We start from the raw sequence: 20,816 nt of genomic DNA on the forward strand, positions 1-20,816 counted from the left end.
GAGACGACACAACAACCCGTCCCTCCCGCCGAAACACCACCCCTACACCTGACCAGCGGAAACACACCCGCACTCTCGGAAAGACAACAGCTTCTGAGACCCGTGGACGCTTCCGAGAGACAGACAGGAGTGATCCACGTCTGGCATGGGCGGGTGCCGGACCAGATTCTGTCGTCCGATCTCGCTGTGCTCGGTGAGGACGAACTGCGCGTGATCCGCGGCATGTCCGGCGTCCGGGCGGCGCACTATGCGGGCGTGCACGCGGCCGTCCGTCGGGTGCTCGGGTATCGGTATCTCGGGGTGTCGGCCGAGGCCGTCCGGTTCGGCCGGCACGCTTGTCCCCGCTGCGCCGGCCCGGCGCACGGACGCCCTCGCATCGAGCATCCGGTGACCGCCCTCGACTACAGCCTCTCCAGATCCGGGCCGTACTGGCTGCTCGCCGTGACGGCGGGCGAGCAGGTGGGTGTCGACATCGAGCGGCGCACCGTCGGCCGCGTGGCCGAGACGGCGCTGACCGACGACGAACTCGACCGCGTGCGCCGCGCGGAGCGGCAGGAGGAGCGTCGACAGCTGTTCCTGCGAGCCTGGACACGGAAGGAAGCGGTGCTCAAGGCCTGCGGCGTCGGCATCGCCGCGCAGCTGTGCGCGCTGGACACCTCGCCCGCCGATGCCGGGCCCGTGACCGTGGAGTACGGCGAGCCGGGCCTGGCCGGGCGCTGGCATGTGCAGGACCTGGCCCTGGCGCCGGGGATCGTCGGCGCGCTGGCCCAGGACGCCGGGCGTGTCCGGCCGGTGGTGAGCAGGCAAGGTCCCGACTCTGCTTGGCATGTGGCAAGACTGGTTGGTACCTGCTAACGTTTCTTGGCATGTGCTGGGTGTCGCTATGAAACCGCCTCTGCCGAGCGGAGACCAGCTGGTGCTGACGCTGGCGACGCTGGCCAACCCGCACCGTCTGCGGGTGGTCGCGATGCTGGCGGGCGGACGCAAGTATGTGAGCCAGTTGGCTCGGGACATGGGGATCAGCCGTGCGCTGCTCCAGGTTCACCTGAAGAAGCTGGAGGCCGCAGGACTGGTGTCGGCACAGCTGGAGATCTCACCCGATGGGAAGGCGATGAAATTCTACGAGGTGACGCGGTTCTCCGTTCACCTGACACCGGAATCGATCGCGGCCGTGGTGCCCGAGATGACCGGTGCCGACACGGGTCGCGGGCATGAGGAGGGGACTGACCGATGAAACCGACCGACTGGCAGGACGGGACCGACTGGCAGGAGGTCTTCGGCGTCATCGGCGCCTTCCTCCTGATCACCGTGGTGCTCACCGTGCTCATCTGGCAGTTCGGCGCGAACTGGCGCGCCAAGGCTGTCCTGGCCCGGGAAGAGGAGTATCGCAGGCTGGCCGAGCAGTCGCTCGCGGCTCAGCAGGAGACGGAGCGCCGACTGTCCGACATCCAGGGGCGTATGGAGTCGCTGGAGCGGATTCTCAAGGACGTCGAATAAGTGACGTAGAAGAAGGCGAAGAAGCACGGAGCTGGGCCGCCGAGCGGCAACTCGGCGGCCCAGAGTTCGGAAGGCATGTCCCTCGCCACCAGGCGAGTTTTCCCTGGATACGCTCCTCCACGGTAAGGAGAGCAGCTCATGCTGCGCAAAAGCAAGTCAGGCCGTGCGCGCCGCCACGCGGAAGAAGAGGCGGCGAACGCATCGCGTTCCCCCGGCCCCGTGGGGCCCGCCCGTGGGGTCGTGGAGTCCGTCGCCGTATGGTCCGTCCGGCGCAAGGGCCTCGCCATCACCGGCTGGCTGGCCCTGGTGATCGTCGCCATCCTGTCCAGCGCGGTGATCAGCGGCTCCGAGGCCCGCTCCACGGATCCCGGAGACGCGGGCAGGGCCCAGCAGATCGTGCGCACGGAGAACAGCGGCGACTCCATCCGCGAGAACGTTTTATTCCAGTCGCGCGAGGTCGACGGCCCCAAGTTCACCGAGAGCAGCCAATTGCGCGGCGCCGCCGCGGACCTGGTGTCAAAGCTGCGGGGTGCGAACGCCGGGGTGCGGGACATCGGCTCGCCCCTGGGTGACAACGGCGAGCGATGGGTGTCCCGCGACGGCCGGTCCGGCCTGGTGACCTTCGAACTCGGCGGACCACTGGAGCAGCAGAAGGCCAACTACCTCAAGGTCGAAGGCCTCCTGAAGGAGGTGCAGGACAGCAACCCCGACCTGCGGATCACGCAGGCCGGTGACCGAAGCCTGAACGCGGTGGTCGACGAAGCGATCAAGGACGACTTCAAGAAGTCCGAGATCACCTCGCTGCCCCTCACGCTGATCATCCTCCTCGTCGTCTTCGGTTCGCTGATCGCTGCCGGTATCCCCCTGCTGCTCTCCGCGACCGCAGTGATCGCCACCTTCGGACTGCTGCAGACCGTCGGGCAGTTCGTGCCGGTCAACAGCGCCGCCTCCTCCATCGTGCTGCTCATCGGTATGGCGGTCGGCATCGACTACTCGCTGTTCTACCTGCGCCGGGAGCGGGAAGAGCGGCTGGCGGGACGGAACACCCGGGACGCTCTCGCGATCACCGCCCGCACCTCCGGCCACGCCGTGGTGGTCTCCGGACTCACCGTGATGGTGTGCGTGCTCGGCCTGCTGTTCTCCGGACTCGACGTCTTCAAGGGCCTGACGGCCGGCACCGTCATCGTCGTGGGCCTGACGGTGGTGGGTTCCGTCACCGTGCTGCCCGCGGTCCTCGCCGCCTTGGGGCACCGCGTCGACAAGGCCCGTATCCCCTGGCTCGGCCGGCGCCGGACGGCGGCGCGCGAGTCGCGCACCTGGTCCTCGGTGGCGCGCACCGTGGTGCGGCATCCCGCGCTCACTGGTGGAATCGCCGCACTGGTCCTGGTGGTCATGGCCCTGCCCATGTTCGGTATGCACCTGCAGGACCCGGCCACGACCGACAGCCTGCCGCGCAGCGTCCCCCAGGTGGACGCCGCGGTGCGCATGAACGACGCGTTCCCGGGTGCGTCGAACCCCGCCCGGGTGGCGGTCGCCACCGACAACGGCACAAGCGCCGACACCCCCGCCCTGCGCACGGCGATCGACGCCCTGCACAAGGAAGCCGCCGTGCCCGGCAGCGGAATCGCCGAGCCGATTACCTGGGTTCCGGTCGGTGACGTGGCGGTGGTGCGCGTACCGCTCATCGGCAAGGGCACCGACGACACGTCCAACGCGTCCCTGGAGCAACTGAGGGACAAGCTCCTGCCCGCCACCCTCGGCAAGGTGGAGGGGATCCACTACGCGGTGGGCGGCAAGACCGCGACCCCGTACGACTTCGCCAACCAGCTCAACAGCCGCTCTCCGCTGATCTTCGCCTTCATCCTCGCCCTGGCCTTCGTCCTGATGGTGGTGGCGTTCCGCTCGTGGTCGATCTCGCTGGTGTCGATCCTGCTCAACCTGCTCTCGATCGGCGCCGCCTACGGCGTCCTCACCTGGGTGTTCCAGAACGGGCACCTGGAGTCGCTGCTCGGCTTCACCTCCTACGGAGGCGTGGTCGGCTGGCTGCCGGTCTTCATGTTCGTCGTCCTGTTCGGGCTGAGCATGGACTACCACATCTTCATCCTCAGCCGGATCAAGGAGCGCTGGGCGGGCGGTGCCACCCCGCGTGACGCGATCGTCGGCGGCATCAGCAGCAGCGCGGGTGTGGTGACCAGCGCGGCCGTGATCATGATCTGTGTGTTCACGGTGTTCGTCAGCCTCACCGCCATCGAGTACAAGATGATGGGCGTCGGCATGGCGGTCGCCATCCTCATTGACGCCACCGTCGTGCGCGGCGTGCTCCTGCCGGCCGCCATGGCCCTGCTGGGCGGCCGCGCCTGGTCGTCGGGGTCCGGCAAGTCCGCCGGCCACGGCCGCTCCGTCGCTCCGTCTGCCGCCGTGCAGACCCCCGAACCAGTACGTCACGTCTAGTCCATCCCCCGTGCACAGACGGGACGTACTGCACCTCCTCACCGCTCCACGGTTGTGAGGAGACACTCCGGCCCGGGAGTCAGGCAACCGCCGACTCCCGGGCCGGAGTCGTTGCATAGCTGCGTTATAGCCGAAGTATCGGGTCCGCGATGAGGCTGCAGGCGTTGATCCATTGCATTCGAGAAATGCGACATCCGTCTCTCACGTGAGGATTCCCGATGGCCGAAGAGCGGGACGACGACCAGACCTACCACGTCGTGATCAACGAGGAGGAGCAGTACTCGATCTGGTGGGCCGACCGGGAACTGCCGGCCGGCTGGCGGGCTGAGGGCACCACCGGATCACGCGCCGCGTGCCTCGCGCACATCGACGAGATGTGGACCGACATGCGACCGCTCAGCCTGCGCCGTCGCATGGAAGAGCGCGCCAGTCACTGAACCACCGGCTGCGGCACGCCGGTCGAGCCGAAGCGATCCATTTCCCCATCCCGTTTTGCTGCGCGACAGCGGTGGCAGGAGGAGCAACACAGATGAGCGCCGGGAACAACGAGCGAAGTGCTGCCGTCGACGTTCTTCGGGAGAGGCTCCTCCGCCGACGGCTCGGCGGAAATGCCCGCAACGGCCGTCCCGGCATCAAGCCCGTGGACCGGGGTGCCCCGCTGCGCCTGTCGTACGGCCAGCAGCAGATGTGGTTCCTGAACCGGCTCGAACCCGACAGCGCCGAGTACCTGGTGCCGTTCGCGTTCCGGATCCGCGGCGCCCTGGACGTCACGGCGCTGCGCCGGGCCTGGACCGGGGGTGACGGCACGCCACGAGATCCTGCGCACCCGCTACGCACTGGACGGCGCCGAGCCGGTGCAGATCATCGACGACGCCGTCGCCGACGTCGACCTTCCGCTCAGCGAGCCCCCGAACCGCGGCGCGGCGTCCGAGGTGTCCCGCTGGGCGGCCGGCGTTGTGGCCCAGGAGGCCGTCACCCCCTTCGACCTGGAGCGGCAGTGGCCCGCCCGGGCCCGGCTGATCCGCCTGGCGCCGGACGACCACATCCTCACCGTGGTCTTCCACCACATCGCCTTCGACGCCTGGTCCATCCGGATCTTCGCCGGCGAGCTGGCCTCCCTCTACGAGGCGTTCCGCGACGGACGTGCCCCGTCCCTTTCCGAACTGCCCGTCCAGTACGCCGATTACGCGGCCTGGCAGCGCGAGGAGGTCTCCGGCGAGGCCCTGGAAAGACACCTGGACCACTGGCGTGCCCAGCTCGCCGACAGCGTCCCCGTCGACCTGCCCACCGACCGGCCCCGGCCCGCCTACCGCAGCCACGACGGAGCGGAGGTCTCCTTCGCCTTCTCCGCGGAGCTGACCACCGCCGTCCGGGACCTCGCGCGGAGCCAGGACACCACCCCGTTCGTCGTGCTCCTGACGGCCTTCCAGGCGTTCGTCGCCCGCTTCACGGGACAGCGCGACGTGGCCGTCGGCACCACCGTGTCGGGGCGCACCCACCCGCAGTCACAGGCGCTGATCGGTTACGGCATCAACACGCTGGTGCTGCGCGGACGCTGGGAGGACGACCCCGGCTTCACCGACCTTCTCGCCCGGGCCCGCGCCACGCTCATCGACGCCTACGACCACCAGGCCGTGCCGTTCGCCCAGCTGGTCGACGAGCTCCGGCCGGAACGGGACATGTCCCGCACACCGCTCTACCAGGTCGCGCTGACCATGCACCAGCGCGGGGACACCGGACTCGTCCTGCCCGGCCTGGAGGTGGAGGCCTACCCCATGACCAGCCGGATCGCCAAGTGCGATCTGGAGCTCCAGGTCAATGACGCCGCCGAGGACGCGCTCCAGGGCCAACTGGTGTACGCTGCCTCGCTCTTCGAACGGGACACCGTCGAGCGTATGGCCCGGCATTTCGTGCGTCTGCTGGAGTCCGCCGTGGCGGCACCGGAGCGCCCGCTGTCCCGGCTCGACATCCTCGACGAGGGCGAGCGGGAACTGCTGCTCGAATGGGGCGCGGCCGCGGCACCGGCCGAAGCGGTGTCGCGGTGTGTGCACGAGGTGTTCGAAGAGCGGGTGGCGGCCGCGCCCGACGCGGTCGCCGTCGTCGCCGGCGGTGAGGAACTCACGTACGCGGAGCTGAACCGGCGTGCCAACCGGCTCGCGCATCACCTGCGTGCGCTGGGTGTGGGTGCCGAGTCCCTGGTGGGGCTGTGCCTGGAGCGCGGGGCCGAGCTGATTCCCGCCCTGCTCGGTGTCCTGAAGTCCGGTGCCGGTTACGTGCCGCTGGACCCGGCGCACCCGGCGGAGCGGCTGGGCTACGCCCTGTCGGACGCCGGTGTGGACGTGACGGTCACCACGTCGGCCCTCGAAGGGCTTCTGCACGACGGCGGTTTCACCGGTCGGGTCGTCGCACTGGACCGCGACCGTGCGGTGCTCGAGGACTGCCCGGAGACCGACCCCGAGGTGGTGACCGGGCCGGACAACGCCATCTACGTGATCTATACCTCGGGCTCGACCGGCCGCCCCAAGGGCGTCACCCTCACCCACGCCAACGTAGCCCGGCTGCTGCGCACCGCCCAGGAGCACTACTCCTTCGACGCGACCGACGTGTGGACCCTGTTCCACTCGTTCGCCTTCGACGTCTCCGTCTTCGAGATGTGGGGCGCGCTGCTGCACGGCGGAACCCTGGTCGTCGTCCCGCAGGACGTGGCCCGCTCCCCGGAGGACTTCCTGGACCTGCTCGTCGAGGAGCAGGTCACGGTGCTGAGCCAGACACCGACGGCCTTCCGGGCACTGGTGGCCGCCGCCGGCGACGGCGACCCGCGCATCGACCGGCTCAGCCTGCGCCACGTCGTCTTCGCGGGGGAGAAGCTGGAGTTCCGCGACCTGCGGCCGTGGACCGACCGGCTCGGCCTGGACGGTCCGGCCCTGGTCAACATGTACGGCATCACCGAGACCACCGTGCACACCACCTTCTACCGGGTCACCGAGGACGACGTTCGGGCGCCGTCCGGCAACCCGGTCGGCGTGCCCCTCGGCGACCTCCGGGTCCATCTCCTGGACGCCGAGGGCCAGCTAGTGCCCATCGGAGTGCCCGGTGAGATCCACGTCGGCGGTCCCGGCGTCGCGCGCGGCTACCTCGGCCGCCCGGGGCTGACCGCGGAGCGGTTCGTACCCGACCCGTTCGGCCCCGCGGGCGCCCGCCTCTACCGCAGCGGCGACCTCGCCCGGCGCCGACCCGACGGCATACCCCACCTGCGCAGCTTCACCAACGGCCTCGAAATCGACCGGCCCGCTGTGAACGCCGGACTCATCTTGCCTTACCACAACGGCCGCGCGAACGGGGCCTGGGCAGGCGGTTCCCGGGAGCGGTGCAGGAAATCCTGCCCGAGCAGCCGACCCGCCGCACGGCGGCACGCCTCGGTGCGAAGTACTCTCCCGATGCGTTCAGCACTTCCCCGATTTGCCACCGGGTCACGATACGGAGGGCCGTCGCGCGGGATGCCAAACGGCTCACGCGGCTCGTGCGTGGCTCAGGCGCCTACGCGAGTAACTGATCGTTTCAGCATGAGTTGAGCTGCGGGACTTCTGCTCGACGATCTTGGTCGGCAGTGTGTCCGGGGTGCGTGCTGATCTTGTTCCTGACGACCTGTGGGAGCGGGTTGCTCCGCTGTTGCCGCCTGCTCCGGAACGACGCCACCGCTATCCCGGGCGGCTGCGCGTTCCGGACCGCGTGGCACTCGCCGGCGTCATGTACGTGCTGCGGACCGGTGTCGCCTGGCGCGACGTCCCCGCGGAGACCGTGGGCTGCTCCGGGGTGACGGCCTGGCGCCGACTGCGGGACTGGACCGAGGCAGGGGTCTGGCCCCGCCTGCATGCCGTCTTGCTGGACGAGTTGCGCCGCGCCGGCCTGTTGGACCTCGCGGACTGCGCGGTGGACGGCTCGCACATTCGGGCGCACAAGGGGGATTGCACCGGCCCCTCGCCCGTTGACCGGGGCCGCCCCGGCTCCAAGCACCATCTGATCGTCGACCGTCACGGAACCCCGCTTGCCGTCACGCTCACCGGCGGTAACCGGCACGACGTCACCCAGCTCCTGCCGTTGCTGGACGCGGTCCCACCGATCCGGGGTCTGCTCGGACGTCCCCGCCGCAAGCCCCGGCGACTGTACGCCGACCGGGGCTACGACTTCGACGAGTACCGCCGCCTGCTGTGGAAGCGCGGCATCAAGCCCATGATCGCCCGACGCGGTGTCGCCCACGGCTCAGGACTGGGCAAGGTGCGGTGGGTGGTCGAGCGCGTCTTCGCCTGGCTGCACCAGTTCAAACGGCTCCGCACCCGCTACGAACGACGCGCCGACCTCCACCACGGGCTGCTCGAACTGGCCTGCAGCCTCATATGCCTCCGCCGCCTGCGAACCTCATTCTGAAACGATCAGTTACTCGGATTCCGGATACGTCGTGGTGCACGAGACCGGGGAAGCCTTCACGATCAAGCAGCTCCGCAGACGCGCTTACCGGCTCATGGAGATCCTTGAACTCCGCAGAGTGCGCCTCTACGACGCTCGCTCCTCCTGCCTCACATACCTCGCCAACAAAGGCGTGCCGGATCACACCCTTGCCCGGCGGGCCGGACACACGAACGTCAAGACCACCAAGAAGTGGTACGTGAAGCCGGACGTGGAGGACCTCCGCGGAGCCGCCACAACGTGGGACGGCCTGCACGGTGCTGCGACGGAGGGGCAAGCGTGACTCAGGCGGCCTGCCGATTGAGTGACCTGCCCAGGCGTACGGCAGTCAAATCGAGTGGACTCGGAGGCCGCTGCTGGCTGTGGACCAGGGACGGCAACGGGAGGAGGGGCGGCCAGGCTACGGCCAACGTCTCCCCTCCTGCGAGGCAAGGCAGAGCTTGCCCGCCGTGTGGTGGCGTTCGGGCTGTTCGTCGGTGAATCCCGGAAGGTTTTCAGGTGCGTCATGCCGATCCTTGGGGACGGCACTACACGCTTCGCTGCAAACCAGACCGTCTGGAAGCCGTGCCGAGGGTGGGAAACTGTGCGGCGCAGGGATTGGGAGGGTGCGCGAGCCGGGAGGACGCGCTGTCCCCACGGTCAGGCGTGCACATCGAAGAACCTGTACGTGGACCCATGAGGGTCTCGGCAGCGCCGGGCATGCCGCGCTGCGAGGTCACGAGCCGCCGGCTTCCCCGGGCTGTGTGAGATTTCGTGAGACGTGAGAGGGTCTGGGGCGTGAGCGAGACACCACCGAACACCCTGCAATACCGCTTTGACGGGCCAGAAGACGCTCCGGTTCTGATCCTGGGTCCCTCACTGGGTACCACATGGCACATGTGGGACCGGCAGGTGCCGGAACTGGCGCAGCAGTGGCGGGTCCTCCGGTTCGACCTGCCGGGGCACGGCGGCGCACCGGCCTACCCGGCGGGCTCCGTCGCCGACCTCACCGCGCGGCTGCTCGCCACGCTCGACGCCCTGGGCGTGCAGCGCTTCGGCTACACGGGCTGCGCGCTCGGCGGCGCCGTCGGCATCGAGCTGGCCCTGCGCCACCCCGAGCGGCTCGCCTCCCTCGCGCTGATCGCCGCCTCGCCCCGCTTCGGCACCGCCGACGAGTTCCGCCAGCGCGGCGTGATCGTCCGGACGAACGGACTCGACCCCATCGCCCGTACGTCGCCCGACCGGTGGTTCACCGGCGGGTTCGCCGCCGCGCAGCCCGCGATCACCGAGTGGGCCGTGCAGATGGTGCGCACCACCGACCCCGGCTGCTACATCGCCGCCTGCGAGGCGCTCGCCTCCTTCGACGTCCGTCACGAACTCGCCCGCGTCGGCGTGCCCACCCTGGTGCTCGTCGGCTCCGAGGACCAGGTCACCGGCCCCGCCGAGGCCCGCACCCTGGTCGCCGGCATACCGGACGCCCGTCTCGCCGTCGTCCCCGGCGCCTCCCACCTGGTCCCCGTGGAGCAGCCCGCGGCCGTCACCGACCTGCTCGTGACGCACTTCTCCACCGCCTGGCAGCCCGCCTTCGACTCCGGCACCGGCCAGACGGCCGTCCCCGCCGCCCCCGCCAGGCCGGTCCCGGCCGCCGCGCCCGCGCAGCCGGCGCCCATCGCCGAGATCGCGCCCGCCGCGCCCCCGCGGCCGGAGGGGCGGCCCGACCTGTACGACACGGGGCTCAAGGTGCGCCGCGAGGTGCTCGGCGACGCGCACGTCGACCGGGCGCTGGCGCAGGCCGACGACTTCTCCGAGGACTTCCAGGAACTCGTCACCCGCTACGCCTGGGGCGAGATCTGGAGCCGCCCCGGCCTGGACCGCCGGACCCGCAGCTGCGTCACCCTCACCGCCCTGGTGGCCGGCGGTCACCTGGAGGAGCTCGCCTTCCACACCCGGGCCGCCCTGCGCAACGGCCTCACCCCGGACGAGATCAAGGAGGTGCTGCTGCAGGCGGCCGTCTACTGCGGCGTCCCCGCGGCGAACAGCGCGTTCCGGGTGGCCCAGCAGGTGATCCGGGAGGAGACCACCCCCCAGGAGTGAGCATCCGCACCGGGTGCGCGCCAGGATGGACCCATGAAGCTCACGAAGAAGTCGCACTCCTGCGTCCGCCTGGAGAAGGACGGGCAGACGCTCGTCCTCGACCCGGGAGGGTTCAGCGAGGAGGACGCCGCGCTCGGCGCCGACGCCATCCTCGTCACCCACGAGCACCCCGACCACTTCGACGAGTTCCGGCTGCGGGCCGCGATGGAGGACAACCCGGCCGCGCGGATCTGGACCCTGAAGGCGGTCGCGGAGAAGATCGCGCCGGCCTTCCCCGGCCGCGTGCACACCGTCGGCCACGGCGACACCTTCACCGCCGCGGGCTTCGACGTGCAGGTCCACGGCGAACTGCACGCGGTCATCCACCCGGACATCCCGCGCATCACCAACGTCGGCTACCTGATCGACGGCGGAAAGCTCTTCCACCCCGGCGACGCCCTCACCGTCCCCGACCACCCGGTGGAGACGCTGATGCTCCCGGTGATGGCCCCCTGGAACAAGATCTCGGAGGTCATCGACTACGTCCGCGAGGTCGGGCCGCAGCGCGCCTACGACATCCACGACGCCCTGCTCACCGACCTCGCCCGCCCGGTCTACGACCGCCAGATCGGCGCCCTGGGCGGCGCGGAGCACCTGCGGCTGGCACCGGGGGACTCCACCGAGGTGTGAGGCCCGCCCGGCGGGACCCCCGGGCCCCGCCGGGCGGGCCCGTTGTCGGACCCGCCCGGTAGGTTGTGGACCATGCGCATCGCGACCTGGAACGTGAACTCGATCACCGCCCGCCTGCCGAGGCTGCTGGCCTGGCTGGAGAGCAGCGGCACGGACGTGCTGTGCCTCCAGGAGGCCAAGGTCGCCGAGGAGCAGTTCCCCTTCGGCCAGCTGCGCGAGCTGGGCTACGAGGCGGCCGTGCACGCCACCGGCCGGTGGAACGGCGTCGCGGTGCTCTCCCGCGTCGGCGTCGAGGACGTCGTCAAGGGCCTGCCCGGCGCCCCCGGCTACGACGGCGTCGTGGAGCCCCGCGCCGTCGCCGCGACCTGCGGCCCGGTCCGCGTCTGGTCGGTGTACGTGCCCAACGGCCGCGAGGTGGGCCACCCCCACTACGCCTACAAGCTCCAGTGGTTCGAGGCCCTGCGCGCGGCCGTCGCGGACGACGCGGCCGGCCCCCGCCCCTTCGCGGTGCTGGGCGACTACAACGTGGCCCCGACGGACGACGACGTCTACGACCGGGCCGTCTTCGAGGGCTCCACCCACGTCACCCCCGCCGAGCGCGCCGCCCTCGCCGCCCTGCGCGAGACGGGCCTGAGCGACGTGGTGCCGCGCCCGCTGAAGTACGACCACCCGTTCACCTACTGGGACTACCGCCAGCTCGGCTTCCCCAAGAACCGCGGCATGCGCATCGACCTGGTGTACGGCAACGAGCCGTTCGCCAAGGCGGTCGAGGACGCCTACGTGGACCGCGAGGAGCGCAAGGGCAAGGGGGCCTCGGACCACGCGCCGGTCGTGGTGGACCTCGACGTCTAGCCCGCGTCCAGCAGCCGCAGGTCCACCGACCCGGCCAGGGCCGCCAGCCCCGCGTCCCCGGGGTGCAGGTGGTCGCCGCTGTCGTAGGCGGGCAGCATCCGCGTCGGGTCGGCCGGGTCGCGCAGCACGGCGTCGAAGTCGAGTACGGCGTCGAAGGCGCCGGCGCCGCGGATCCAGGCGTTCACCTCGGCCCGCTCGGCGTCGACGGCGGCCGTGCACCCCGACCGGCCCCCGCAGGGCAGGACCGTCGCCGCCAGCGTCCGCAGGCCCCGCGCCCGCGCCCGCTCCGCGAGCGTGCGCAGGCCCGCGATCACGCGCTGGGCGTCCGTACCCGCCAGCAGGTCGTTGACGCCCTCGAAGACGACCGCCGTGCGCACCGAGGTCTGGGCGAGAACGTCCCGGTCGAACCGGTTCAGGGCGCTCACCCCGGCCGTGTCCGCGGACACCCCGTCGCCCGGGTAGCGGTCGGTGACCACACGGTTGCCCGCGATGCCCTGGTTGAGCACCCCGTAGCGGGGGACCGCGTCCTGCCGCAGGAGCCGGTCGGCCAGCACGTCGGGCCACCGCCGGTTCGCGTCGGGCGTGGACCTGTCCCCGTCGGTGATCGAGTCGCCGAGCAGCACCACGGACCCCGGCCCGCCGCCCACGTCCATCCCGGCCAGCAGCGGCCAGCTCGTCAGGGTCGTGGGGTACGCCGCCGCGGAGCCGTCCGCGGTGTGGTCGCCCGGCTCGCTCACGTACGAGCGCTGCTGCGCGAGGCGGTGCACGGGCGCCGCCGGCACCGTCCCGGGCAGGTGGAAGCTCACCAGCAGATCGGCGTCCGCGGGCACGTCGAAGCCGAGCGGATCGCTGTACGCCTGCGCCCCCGCGGGCACCTCGACGCCCGCCGCGCCGCCGAACGACAGCGGCACCGGCGTGCCCCGCGCCGCCGCGCCCGACGCCCGCACCGCCACCGTGGCGCCGCCGATCCGCACCGGCACCGAGGCGAACGTGTTGTCGAACCGCACCCGCACCCGGGGCCCGCCGGCCGAGGTGTGCACCACCAGCCGCAGCGTCCGGTCGGTCCACGGCCCCACGGCGGCGTACCCGCCCGTGGCCGCCGCCCAGGCGCCCGTCCAGCCCCGCGCGGCGGCCCGTACCGACACCGCGAAGACATGCAGGTCCGGCGCGTGCGGCAGCCGCACCGAGACCACCTGGCGGTCCGGCGCGAGCGGCACCGTCACGACGTACAGCCGGGCCCGCTCGGCGAGCCGGCCACCGGGCGTGTTGACGTGCGGCAGCGCGACCGCCTTCGTGGCGAGCGGGCCGGTGCGCCAGTCGGGGGCGGAGATCCGGTACGCCGAGCCGGTGCCGTCCGCGTAGGCCACCGTGCCCGTCCCGCTCGCCGCGGCGCCGGTGCCCGCCACCAGGAGGGCCAGCGCGTCGCCGCGCCCGGTGACCCGCACGGCCTGCCCGGCGGCCCGTACGTTGTCCGGCTCGCCCGGCTGCCGGCGCGGCCAGGTCAGCCGCGCGCCCTGCACGGTGAGCGTGCGGCCGGGGGTCCAGCCGGCCGCCGCCAGGTCCCGCGCCGACAGCGAGGCGCCCGAGCCGTCGAAGTCCGCCTCGGCGGGCCGGGCGTCGTCGCTGACGGCCCTGTTGTCGAAGAGCCGCTCCAGCGGCAGCGGCGGCGTCCCCTCGCCGGCGGCCCGGGCGGAGGCGCCCGGCGCCAGGCCGGCGAGCAGGGCGAGGACGACCGCGGAACTCCACCCACTTCGGCGCACGGCCGACTCCTCCCGCTCGGGACAGGGGAACGCGCCGGGGACGACGGACGCACCGGGACCGTAGGAAGACGGCGGCGCCCCGTCAACGCGCCGTGCGGCAAGTCGGCGCGAAGTCGCCCGGAATCGGCCGTCCGCGCGCCTGTGGTGCGCACGGTGGCACGAATGACAGGCTGGCGGCATGAACATCCCCTTCCTGGGCAACCGGCGCGCGAAGGCCGCGGCCCCCGACCCCGAGGGCATCGCCGATCTGCTCGCCGAGTGCGATCTGCTCCGCTCCCAGGCGTCCCGGGAGGGCGTCCGGCTCGACGACTCCGCGGCCTCGCTGGAGGAGCTGGACCAGCTGGTGCCGCGCTGGCGGGACGACGAGGAGATCCTGCCCTGGCTGGGCAACGACGCCGGCCTGTACCTGGGCACCGTGATCGTCCGGACCGTGCCCGGCGCCGCCTGGTGGATCCGGCCGGACGGCCAGCCCGTCGTCCGGCTGGCCTCCGGCCGGGAGTTCGACGTCGTGGCCTGCGGGCAGGAGTGGGCCGCCCACGGGGCGCCCGAGCTGTCGCAGCTGTACGCGGAGGTCGCGGAGGAGTGAACTCCCGGCCCGCGGCCCCGTGCCGCGTGGCGGCACGCGGCGAGGGCGCCGCCCCCGGCCGGGACGGCCGGGACGACGTCGCGCGCGGCGCCGGTCGCGGGCGGGCATGGCAGCGGCCGAGGGGGGACACGCGTTCCGGAGGTTCCTGACGCGGCCATGTCGATGAATTAGGCTGCGCGAACGGCTTCTTCCTGGAGGTGCGGATGCGTCGTCCGGTCGGACGGAAACTGACGGTTCTGGCGGTCTCGGCCGCCGTCGTGTCGGTGGGGGCGGCGGCACCGCCCCCCGCGCAGGATCGGACGGCCGGGAAGGTCCCGGTCGCCGTGGGTCACGGAGGCGCGGTCGCGAGCGTCGACCCGGACGCCTCGGCCGCGGGCATCGAGGTGCTGAGGAAGGGCGGCAACGCCGTCGACGCCGCCGTCGCCACGGCCGCCGCGCTCGGCGTCACCGAGCCGTACTCCGCCGGCATCGGCGGCGGCGGCTACTTCGTCTACTACGACGCCGGGTCCCGTACGGTGCACACCATCGACGGCCGCGAGACCGCGCCGCTCACCGCCGACGAGGACCTCTTCACCGAGAACGGCGAGCCGCTCGCCTTCGCCGACGCCGTCAGCAGCGGCCTCGCCGTCGGCGCCCCCGGCACCCCCGCCACCTGGCAGGCGGCGCTGGACAAGTGGGGCAGCCGCAAGCTCGCCTCGGTGCTGAAGCCGGCCGAGCGCCTGGCCCGCGACGGCTTCACCGTCGACGACACCTTCCGCGCGCAGACCGCCGCCAACGAGACCCGGTTCCGGTACTTCCCGGACACCGCCGAGCTGTTCCTGCCGAACGGCGAACTCCCCGTCGTCGGCTCCACGTTCAAGAACCCCGACCTCGCCCGCACCTACGCCGAGCTGGGCCGCAAGGGCGTCGGCGTCCTCTACCGCGGCGAACTCGGCGACGACATCGTCGACACCGTCAACAAGCCGCCCGTGGACCCCGCCTCGGGCTGGAACGCCCGTCCCGGCGCGCTGTCCGAGAAGGACCTCGCGGCCTACCGCGTCAAGTTCCAGGCGCCGACCAGGACGTCGTACCGCGGCCTGGACGTGTACTCCGTCGCGCCCTCCTCCTCCGGCGGCACCACGGTCGGCGAGGCCCTCAACATCCTGGAGCGGACGGACCTGTCCAAGGCGAGCCGGGCGCAGTACCTGCACCGGTTCATCGAGGCCAGCCGGATCGCGTTCGCGGACCGCGGGCGCTGGGTCGGCGACCCCGCCTTCGAGGACGTGCCGACGAAGGAACTGCTGTCGCAGAAGTACGCCGACTCGCGGGCCTGCCTGATCCGGGACGACGCGGTGCTCGCCAGCCCCCTGGCGCCCGGTGACCCGCGCCGTCCCGCGGCCTGCGCGGGCGGCGGCACGGCGGCGCCGACGACGTACGAGGGCGAGAACACCACGCACCTGACGGTCGCGGACAAGTGGGGCAACGTCGTCGCCTACACCCTCACCATCGAGCAGACCGGCGGCAGCGGCATCACCGTGCCGGACCGGGGCTTCCTGCTCAACAACGAGCTGACCGACTTCTCCTTCGCCCCGGCCAACCCGGCCGTGCACGACCCGAACCTGCCCGGGCCGGGCAAGCGGCCCCGGTCCTCGATCGCGCCGACGATCGTGCTCGACCGGCACGGCAAGCCGGTGGTGGCGGTCGGCTCGCCCGGCGGCGCGACCATCATCACCACCGTGCTGCAGACCCTGACCGGTTTCCTCGACCGGGGGCTGCCGCTCGTCGACGCGATCGCCGCGCCGCGCGCCAGCCAGCGCAACGCCGCCCGGACGGAACTGGAGCCCGGCCTGTACGACAGCGCCCTGCGGGGACAGCTGGAGGCCCTCGGCCACTCCTTCCGCCTCAACTCCGAGATCGGCGCCGCGACGGGCGTCCAGCGGCTGCCGGACGGCAGGTGGCTGGCCGCCGCGGAGAAGGTGCGCCGGGGCGGCGGCTCGGCGATGGTGGTGCGGCCGGCGCGGTAGCGGCGCGCGGACGCGGCGACCGGGGCGCGCCCGCCCCCGGTCGCCGTCGCCGTCCCGGATCCGGCTACAGCTCCGGCGCGGGCCGGTCCTGGGTGCGGAACGCGAGCTGCCCGTCCTGGACGTCGACCGTCACCCGGCCGTCCTGGCCGACGCGGCCGTCGAGGAGGAGCCGGGAGAGCTGGTTGTCGACCTCGCGCTGGATGGTGCGGCGCAGGGGGCGGGCGCCGTACTCCGGCTGGTAGCCGCGCCGGGCGAGCCAGTCCACGGCCGCGTCGGTGAAGTCGACCGCGACGCCCTGGGCGTGCAGCAGCCGGCGGGTCTGCTCCAGCAGCAGGTCGGTGATCTGCCGCAGCTGCTCGGCGCTGAGCTGGCGGAAGACCACGATCTCGTCGATGCGGTTGAGGAACTCCGGCCGGAAGTGCTCGCGCAGCGGCCGCAGCACCTGCTCCCGCCGGGCCTCCTCGTCCGCGTCGGCGCCGCCCGCCCCGAAGCCGATGCCGGCGCCGCGGCGGGTGATCACCTCGGAGCCGAGGTTGCTGGTCATCACGATCACGGTGTTGGTGAAGTCCACCGTGCGGCCCTGGGAGTCGGTCAGCCGCCCGTCGTCGAGGACCTGCAGGAGGATGTTGAAGACGTCCGGGTGCGCCTTCTCCACCTCGTCGAGCAGCAGCAGCGAGTACGGGTGCCGGCGCACCACCTCGGTGAGCTGCCCGGCCTCCTCGTGCCCGACGTAGCCGGGCGGGGCGCCCACCAGGCGGCTGACGGTGTGCCGCTCCTGGTACTCGCTCATGTCGAGCCGGACCATGCGGTCCTCGCTGCCGAACAGGGCCTCGGCGAGCGCCCGCGCCAGCTCCGTCTTGCCGACCCCGGTCGGGCCGAGGAACAGGAAGCTGCCGATCGGCCGGTCGGGGCTGGCGAGCCCGGCCCGGGAGCGCAGCACCGCGTCGGCGACGACCCGCACCGCCTCCTCCTGGCCGACCACCCGCTGGTGCAGATGCGCCTCCAGGCCGAGCAGCCGGTCCTTCTCCTCCTGGGTGAGGCTGCTGACGGGGATGCCGGTCAGCCGGGACACCACCTCGGCGACGGCCTCGGTGCCGACCACGAGGTTCTGCCCCTCGTCGGCCTCGACGTCCCCGCCGGCCTCGGCGATGCGCCGCTTCAGCTCCACGATGCGGTCGCGCAGCTGTGTGGCCTGCTCGTAACTCTCGTCCGCGACCGCCCGGTCCTTGTCCAGGGTCAGCTGCTCGACCTCGCGCTCCATGGCCCGCACGTCCGTGCCCTTGGTCCGGGCCCGCAGCCGCACCCGGGCGCCGGCCTGGTCGATCAGGTCGATCGCCTTGTCCGGCAGCCGCCGGTCGGGCAGGTAGCGGTCGGACAGCTCGACGGCGGCCACCAGCGCCTCGTCGGTGTAGCGGACCTGGTGGTGGGCCTCGTAGCGGTCGTGCAGCCCGCGCAGGATCTCGATCGCGTCCGCCGTGGTCGGCTCCGGCACCATGATCGGCTGGAACCGGCGGGCCAGCGCCGCGTCCTTCTCGATCCGGCGGAACTCCTCCAGCGTGGTGGCGCCCACGATGTGCAGCTCGCCGCGGGCCAGGGCGGGCTTGAGGATGTTGCCGGCGTCCATCGCCCCGGACTCGCCGCCCCCGCCGGCGCCGACCACGGTGTGCAGCTCGTCGATGAAGATGATCAAACGGTCGGAGTTGCCGCGGATCTCGGTGACGATGTTGTTCAGGCGCTCCTCGAAGTCGCCCCGGTAGCGGGTGCCCGCGACCACGCCCGTCAGGTCCAGGGCGACGACCCGCCGCCCGCTGAGCACGTCGGGCACGTCCCCGTCGGCGATGCGCTGCGCCAGTCCCTCCACGATGGCGGTCTTGCCGACGCCCGCGTCGCCGATCAGCACCGGGTTGTTCTTGCCGCGGCGGGAGAGCACCTCGACGGTCTGCTCGATCTCCTCGTCCCGCCCGATCACCGGGTCGATACGGCCCTGCCGGGCCAGCTCGGTGAGGTCGCGCCCGTACTTGTCCAGGGTCGGGGTGGCCGAGGGCCGCGGCGCCTCCGGGCCGCGGGGCTGCGCGGCCTCCGGCGTCTCGGGGGGCAGCTTCTGGGGGGCGAACCGGGCCGCGTTCAGGATGTGCCCGGCCGCCGAGTCGGGGTTGGCGGCCAGCGCGCTGAGCACGTGCTCCGGGCCGATGTAGCCGTAGCCGCGCGCCCGGGCCAGGTCGTGCGCGTCCAGCAGGGCGCGCTTGGCCGCCGGGGTCAGGGACAGGGAGGTCGGCGGGGGAGCGTCGTTGGGTTTGTGCTGCGCCGGGCCGGACCGCTCGTCGATCTCCGAGGCCAGCGAGTCGGGGTCCGCGCCGGCCCGGCTCAGCAGGCTCCGGGTCGGCTCGGTGGCCACCGCGGCCCGCAGCAGGTGCTGAGTGTCCAGGTCCCGGCTGCCGTGCTCGGCGGCGTACTGCGCGGCGCCGCGGACCAGTTCCCGCGCCGGCTGGCTGAGCAGGCGCCCGATGTCGATCTGCCGGGGGCGCGGGCCGCCGAAGAAGCGGGCCAGGAACTCTGCGAAGGGGTCGCCCTCCGGGCCTATGAAGCCGCTCGTCATGGTGTCCGTTCCTTCGCTGACGATGTGCCGAGGCCGGGTAACCGCGTCGGGGCTCGCTCATGCCACGATGGCACGTTCTGTCCGGGGAGGCATGTCGGCGGGCGGGCCGTTCCGGGGGCGCCCGGGCGGCGGGCCGCTCCGCGGGGACGGGGGCGCCCCGCCCCCGGGGGTCCCGTGCCCCGGCCCGGCCGTCACCGCTCGGCCCCCGGGTGCGGGGAGGCGCCCGCGTCCGCACTGAAAACTCCGCGTAGCGGCTCCGTAACACGGCTGGTGTTCGCTACGGACCGGAGTGTTCCAGTCGGATGGGGGTGAACGGTGGCCGTGGATCGACTCCCGGATCGGGTACGGGAGTTCGCCGACTACCTTCGGGGCCTGCTGGCCCGCCTGGACCAGGACGGCGGCTGGTGCGGGGTGTTCCGGCGGCGCGACCCGGAGGGAATGCGGGCCTGCCTCGACGGGCGGGAGGTGCCGCCCTGGGACGTGGTGGAGGCGCTGCTGCAGGATCTCGCGGCCGGGTACGGGCCGGAGGCCGCCCGGACCGAGGCGGAACGGGCGCGCGCCCTGCACGCCGCCGCGCTCGCCGCCCACGACGCCCGGCCCGGCGCCCGCGACGCCCTCCGGGACCGGCTCGACGCGATGCTCCGCGAGCAGCGGTACGCCGCCGAACGGGAGCTGGAGCTGGAGCGGCTGCTCGCCTCCGCCGCCACCCGCGAGGCGGCCGACGCGCTCCGCCTCGACCTCGCCTGGGCCCGCGACGACCACGCGAGGGCGGCTGCCCGGTGCGCCGAACTCCGTGCCCGGACGGCCGGGCTGGACCGGCGCGCGGCCGCCCCGGCGGGCCGGTACGACGCCCGGCAGCCCACCGGAGGCGACCCCGACCCCGCCCCTCCCGCAGCCCCCACGCGCCCGGCCCCCGGCCACCCCGCCCCCACCGGGGCGGCCCCCACCGACCCCGTCCGCGCGGACCCCGCCCGCGCCACCCCCGGGCAGCGCAAGCGCCGGCGGGGCAGCGCGCGGTTCGCCGGGACGGCCGAGGCGGAGGCCGCTCCCGTCGTCGTCCCCCCGGCGGCGCCGGACCTGCCGGTGCCGGAGGACACCGGCGGCCGTGCGCCGCGCGGGGCCCGGTTCGCCGGGGCCGCGCAGGCGCCGCGGGCACCGGTGCGGGCGGAGCCGCGGGCCGAGGCGGCCGGCGCGGTGGACCGCGAGGAGGTCGCCGGGGCGGTGGAGACGCTGGCGCGGCTGCGCGCCGAGGGGCGCAGCGGCGAGGCGCACGCCCTGCTCGCCGAGATCGCGTACTGGCCCGCCGTCCGCTTCCCGCTGCTGGCCGCCGCACTGCCGGCCGCCGGACTGGGCGCCGACTGGGCGACCCTGCTGTGGGAGGCCGCCTCGCTGCCCGCCGGCCGGCTCGTCCCCGTCGCCGACGCGCTGGCCGCGGCGGGGCGCGGCGCGGACGGGCGGCAGGTCCTGCGGCAGGGCGTGGCGCGGCCCGCCGGCGACCTGGGGCGAGCCGTGCTCGGGCTGGTCGGCGAGGGCCGCCACCGCGAGGCGCACGCGCTGCTCGACGCCTGCGTCCGCGCCCGCACCCCGGAGGAGGCCGCCCGCGGCGCGGAGCCCGATCCGCACACGCTCGTGCCGCTGCTGCTCCGGGCGGCCCGGGGCGTCTCCGCCGAGCGGCACCGGGACCTGCTGAACGCCCTGCGGGCCGCCGGGCTCACCGCCCGGGACCGGTCCGGCGCCCCCCACCGGTCCCACGACTCACCCACCGGGGTGTGAAACACGATCGACTTCGCGGGTTGCCGACGATGCTCTTGGCAAGCCCGCCCCCGGGGCTTACGTTCGTCCCTCTACGACCTGTGTCTACGGGC

General features: G+C 73.0%; 15 protein-coding genes and 1 pseudogene. 14 read left to right on the forward strand and 2 right to left on the reverse strand.

Features of this window, described 5'->3' with window-relative positions; translation table 11 throughout:
* Window positions 1-129: 129 nt before the first annotated feature.
* The 11 genes and pseudogenes from ACIBAI_RS15535 to ACIBAI_RS15585 all read left to right on the forward strand — a co-directional run bounded on the left by ACIBAI_RS15535 (window position 130) and on the right by ACIBAI_RS15585 (window position 12,006).
* Complete coding sequence (locus ACIBAI_RS15535) at window positions 130-855, forward strand: 4'-phosphopantetheinyl transferase family protein (protein WP_399034438.1); 726 nt, start codon at window positions 130-132, stop codon at window positions 853-855.
* Window positions 856-916: 61 nt separating this feature from the next.
* The gene (locus ACIBAI_RS15540; protein WP_399034440.1) at window positions 917-1,234 is read left to right on the forward strand and encodes an ArsR/SmtB family transcription factor; all 318 of its coding nucleotides are present in this window, start codon (window positions 917-919) and stop codon (window positions 1,232-1,234) included.
* Window positions 1,231-1,497, forward strand: a complete 267-nt coding sequence (locus tag ACIBAI_RS15545; RefSeq protein ID WP_399034442.1) for a hypothetical protein — start codon at window positions 1,231-1,233, stop codon at window positions 1,495-1,497. Before ACIBAI_RS15540 ends, ACIBAI_RS15545 begins: the two co-directional genes overlap by 4 nt.
* A 219-nt stretch (window positions 1,498-1,716) precedes the next feature.
* Window positions 1,717-3,948, forward strand: a complete 2,232-nt coding sequence (locus tag ACIBAI_RS15550) for an MMPL family transporter (protein WP_399034444.1) — start codon at window positions 1,717-1,719, stop codon at window positions 3,946-3,948.
* Window positions 3,949-4,166: 218 nt separating this feature from the next.
* Window positions 4,167-4,385, forward strand: coding sequence for an MbtH family protein (locus ACIBAI_RS15555; protein ID WP_399034445.1), 219 nt, complete (start codon window positions 4,167-4,169; stop codon window positions 4,383-4,385).
* 360 nt (window positions 4,386-4,745) lie between these two features.
* A pseudogene (locus ACIBAI_RS15560) lies at window positions 4,746-7,178 on the forward strand (amino acid adenylation domain-containing protein); the annotation flags it as partial.
* Between the two features lie 388 nt (window positions 7,179-7,566).
* Complete coding sequence (locus ACIBAI_RS15565; RefSeq protein ID WP_399034447.1) at window positions 7,567-8,373, forward strand: IS5 family transposase; 807 nt, start codon at window positions 7,567-7,569, stop codon at window positions 8,371-8,373.
* A 31-nt stretch (window positions 8,374-8,404) separates the two neighbouring features.
* Window positions 8,405-8,695 (forward strand): tyrosine-type recombinase/integrase, encoded by a 291-nt coding sequence (locus ACIBAI_RS15570; RefSeq protein ID WP_399034449.1) that lies wholly within the window; start codon window positions 8,405-8,407, stop codon window positions 8,693-8,695.
* A 494-nt stretch (window positions 8,696-9,189) separates the two neighbouring features.
* Complete coding sequence (pcaC, locus tag ACIBAI_RS15575; RefSeq protein WP_399034451.1) at window positions 9,190-10,485, forward strand: 4-carboxymuconolactone decarboxylase; 1,296 nt, start codon at window positions 9,190-9,192, stop codon at window positions 10,483-10,485.
* Window positions 10,486-10,518: 33 nt separating this feature from the next.
* Entirely contained in the window at window positions 10,519-11,154 is a 636-nt protein-coding gene (locus ACIBAI_RS15580) for an MBL fold metallo-hydrolase (RefSeq protein ID WP_399034453.1), read from the forward strand.
* Window positions 11,155-11,226: 72 nt separating this feature from the next.
* Entirely contained in the window at window positions 11,227-12,006 is a 780-nt protein-coding gene (locus ACIBAI_RS15585; RefSeq protein ID WP_344605188.1) for an exodeoxyribonuclease III, read from the forward strand.
* On the opposite strand, the gene ACIBAI_RS15590 is transcribed toward ACIBAI_RS15585, so the two are convergent.
* Window positions 12,003-13,766 carry an SGNH/GDSL hydrolase family protein gene (locus ACIBAI_RS15590; protein ID WP_399034455.1) on the reverse strand — a complete coding sequence of 588 codons (1,764 nt, stop codon included), beginning with the start codon at window positions 13,764-13,766 and terminating at the stop codon, window positions 12,003-12,005. The two genes, ACIBAI_RS15585 and ACIBAI_RS15590, sit on opposite strands and share 4 nt — an antisense overlap.
* Window positions 13,767-13,944: 178 nt before the next feature.
* Between ACIBAI_RS15590 and ACIBAI_RS15595 the strand changes: the two genes are divergently transcribed.
* The gene (locus ACIBAI_RS15595; protein ID WP_399034457.1) at window positions 13,945-14,352 is read left to right on the forward strand and encodes a DUF6278 family protein; all 408 of its coding nucleotides are present in this window, start codon (window positions 13,945-13,947) and stop codon (window positions 14,350-14,352) included.
* A 203-nt stretch (window positions 14,353-14,555) separates the two neighbouring features.
* On the forward strand, window positions 14,556-16,355 hold the full coding sequence (ggt, locus tag ACIBAI_RS15600; protein WP_399034459.1) for a gamma-glutamyltransferase: 1,800 nt from the start codon (window positions 14,556-14,558) through the stop codon (window positions 16,353-16,355).
* A gap of 64 nt (window positions 16,356-16,419) precedes the next feature.
* On the opposite strand, the gene ACIBAI_RS15605 is transcribed toward ggt, so the two are convergent.
* Complete coding sequence (locus ACIBAI_RS15605) at window positions 16,420-18,951, reverse strand: ATP-dependent Clp protease ATP-binding subunit (RefSeq protein ID WP_399034461.1); 2,532 nt, start codon at window positions 18,949-18,951, stop codon at window positions 16,420-16,422.
* A 315-nt stretch (window positions 18,952-19,266) separates the two neighbouring features.
* On the opposite strand from ACIBAI_RS15605, the gene ACIBAI_RS15610 reads away from it, so the two are divergent.
* Complete coding sequence (locus ACIBAI_RS15610) at window positions 19,267-20,724, forward strand: hypothetical protein (protein WP_399034463.1); 1,458 nt, start codon at window positions 19,267-19,269, stop codon at window positions 20,722-20,724.
* Window positions 20,725-20,816 lie beyond the last annotated feature (92 nt).

This window comes from Streptomyces sp. NPDC051041 (genome assembly GCF_044456065.1).
Lineage (GTDB): Bacteria > Actinomycetota > Actinomycetes > Streptomycetales > Streptomycetaceae > Streptomyces > Streptomyces glaucus.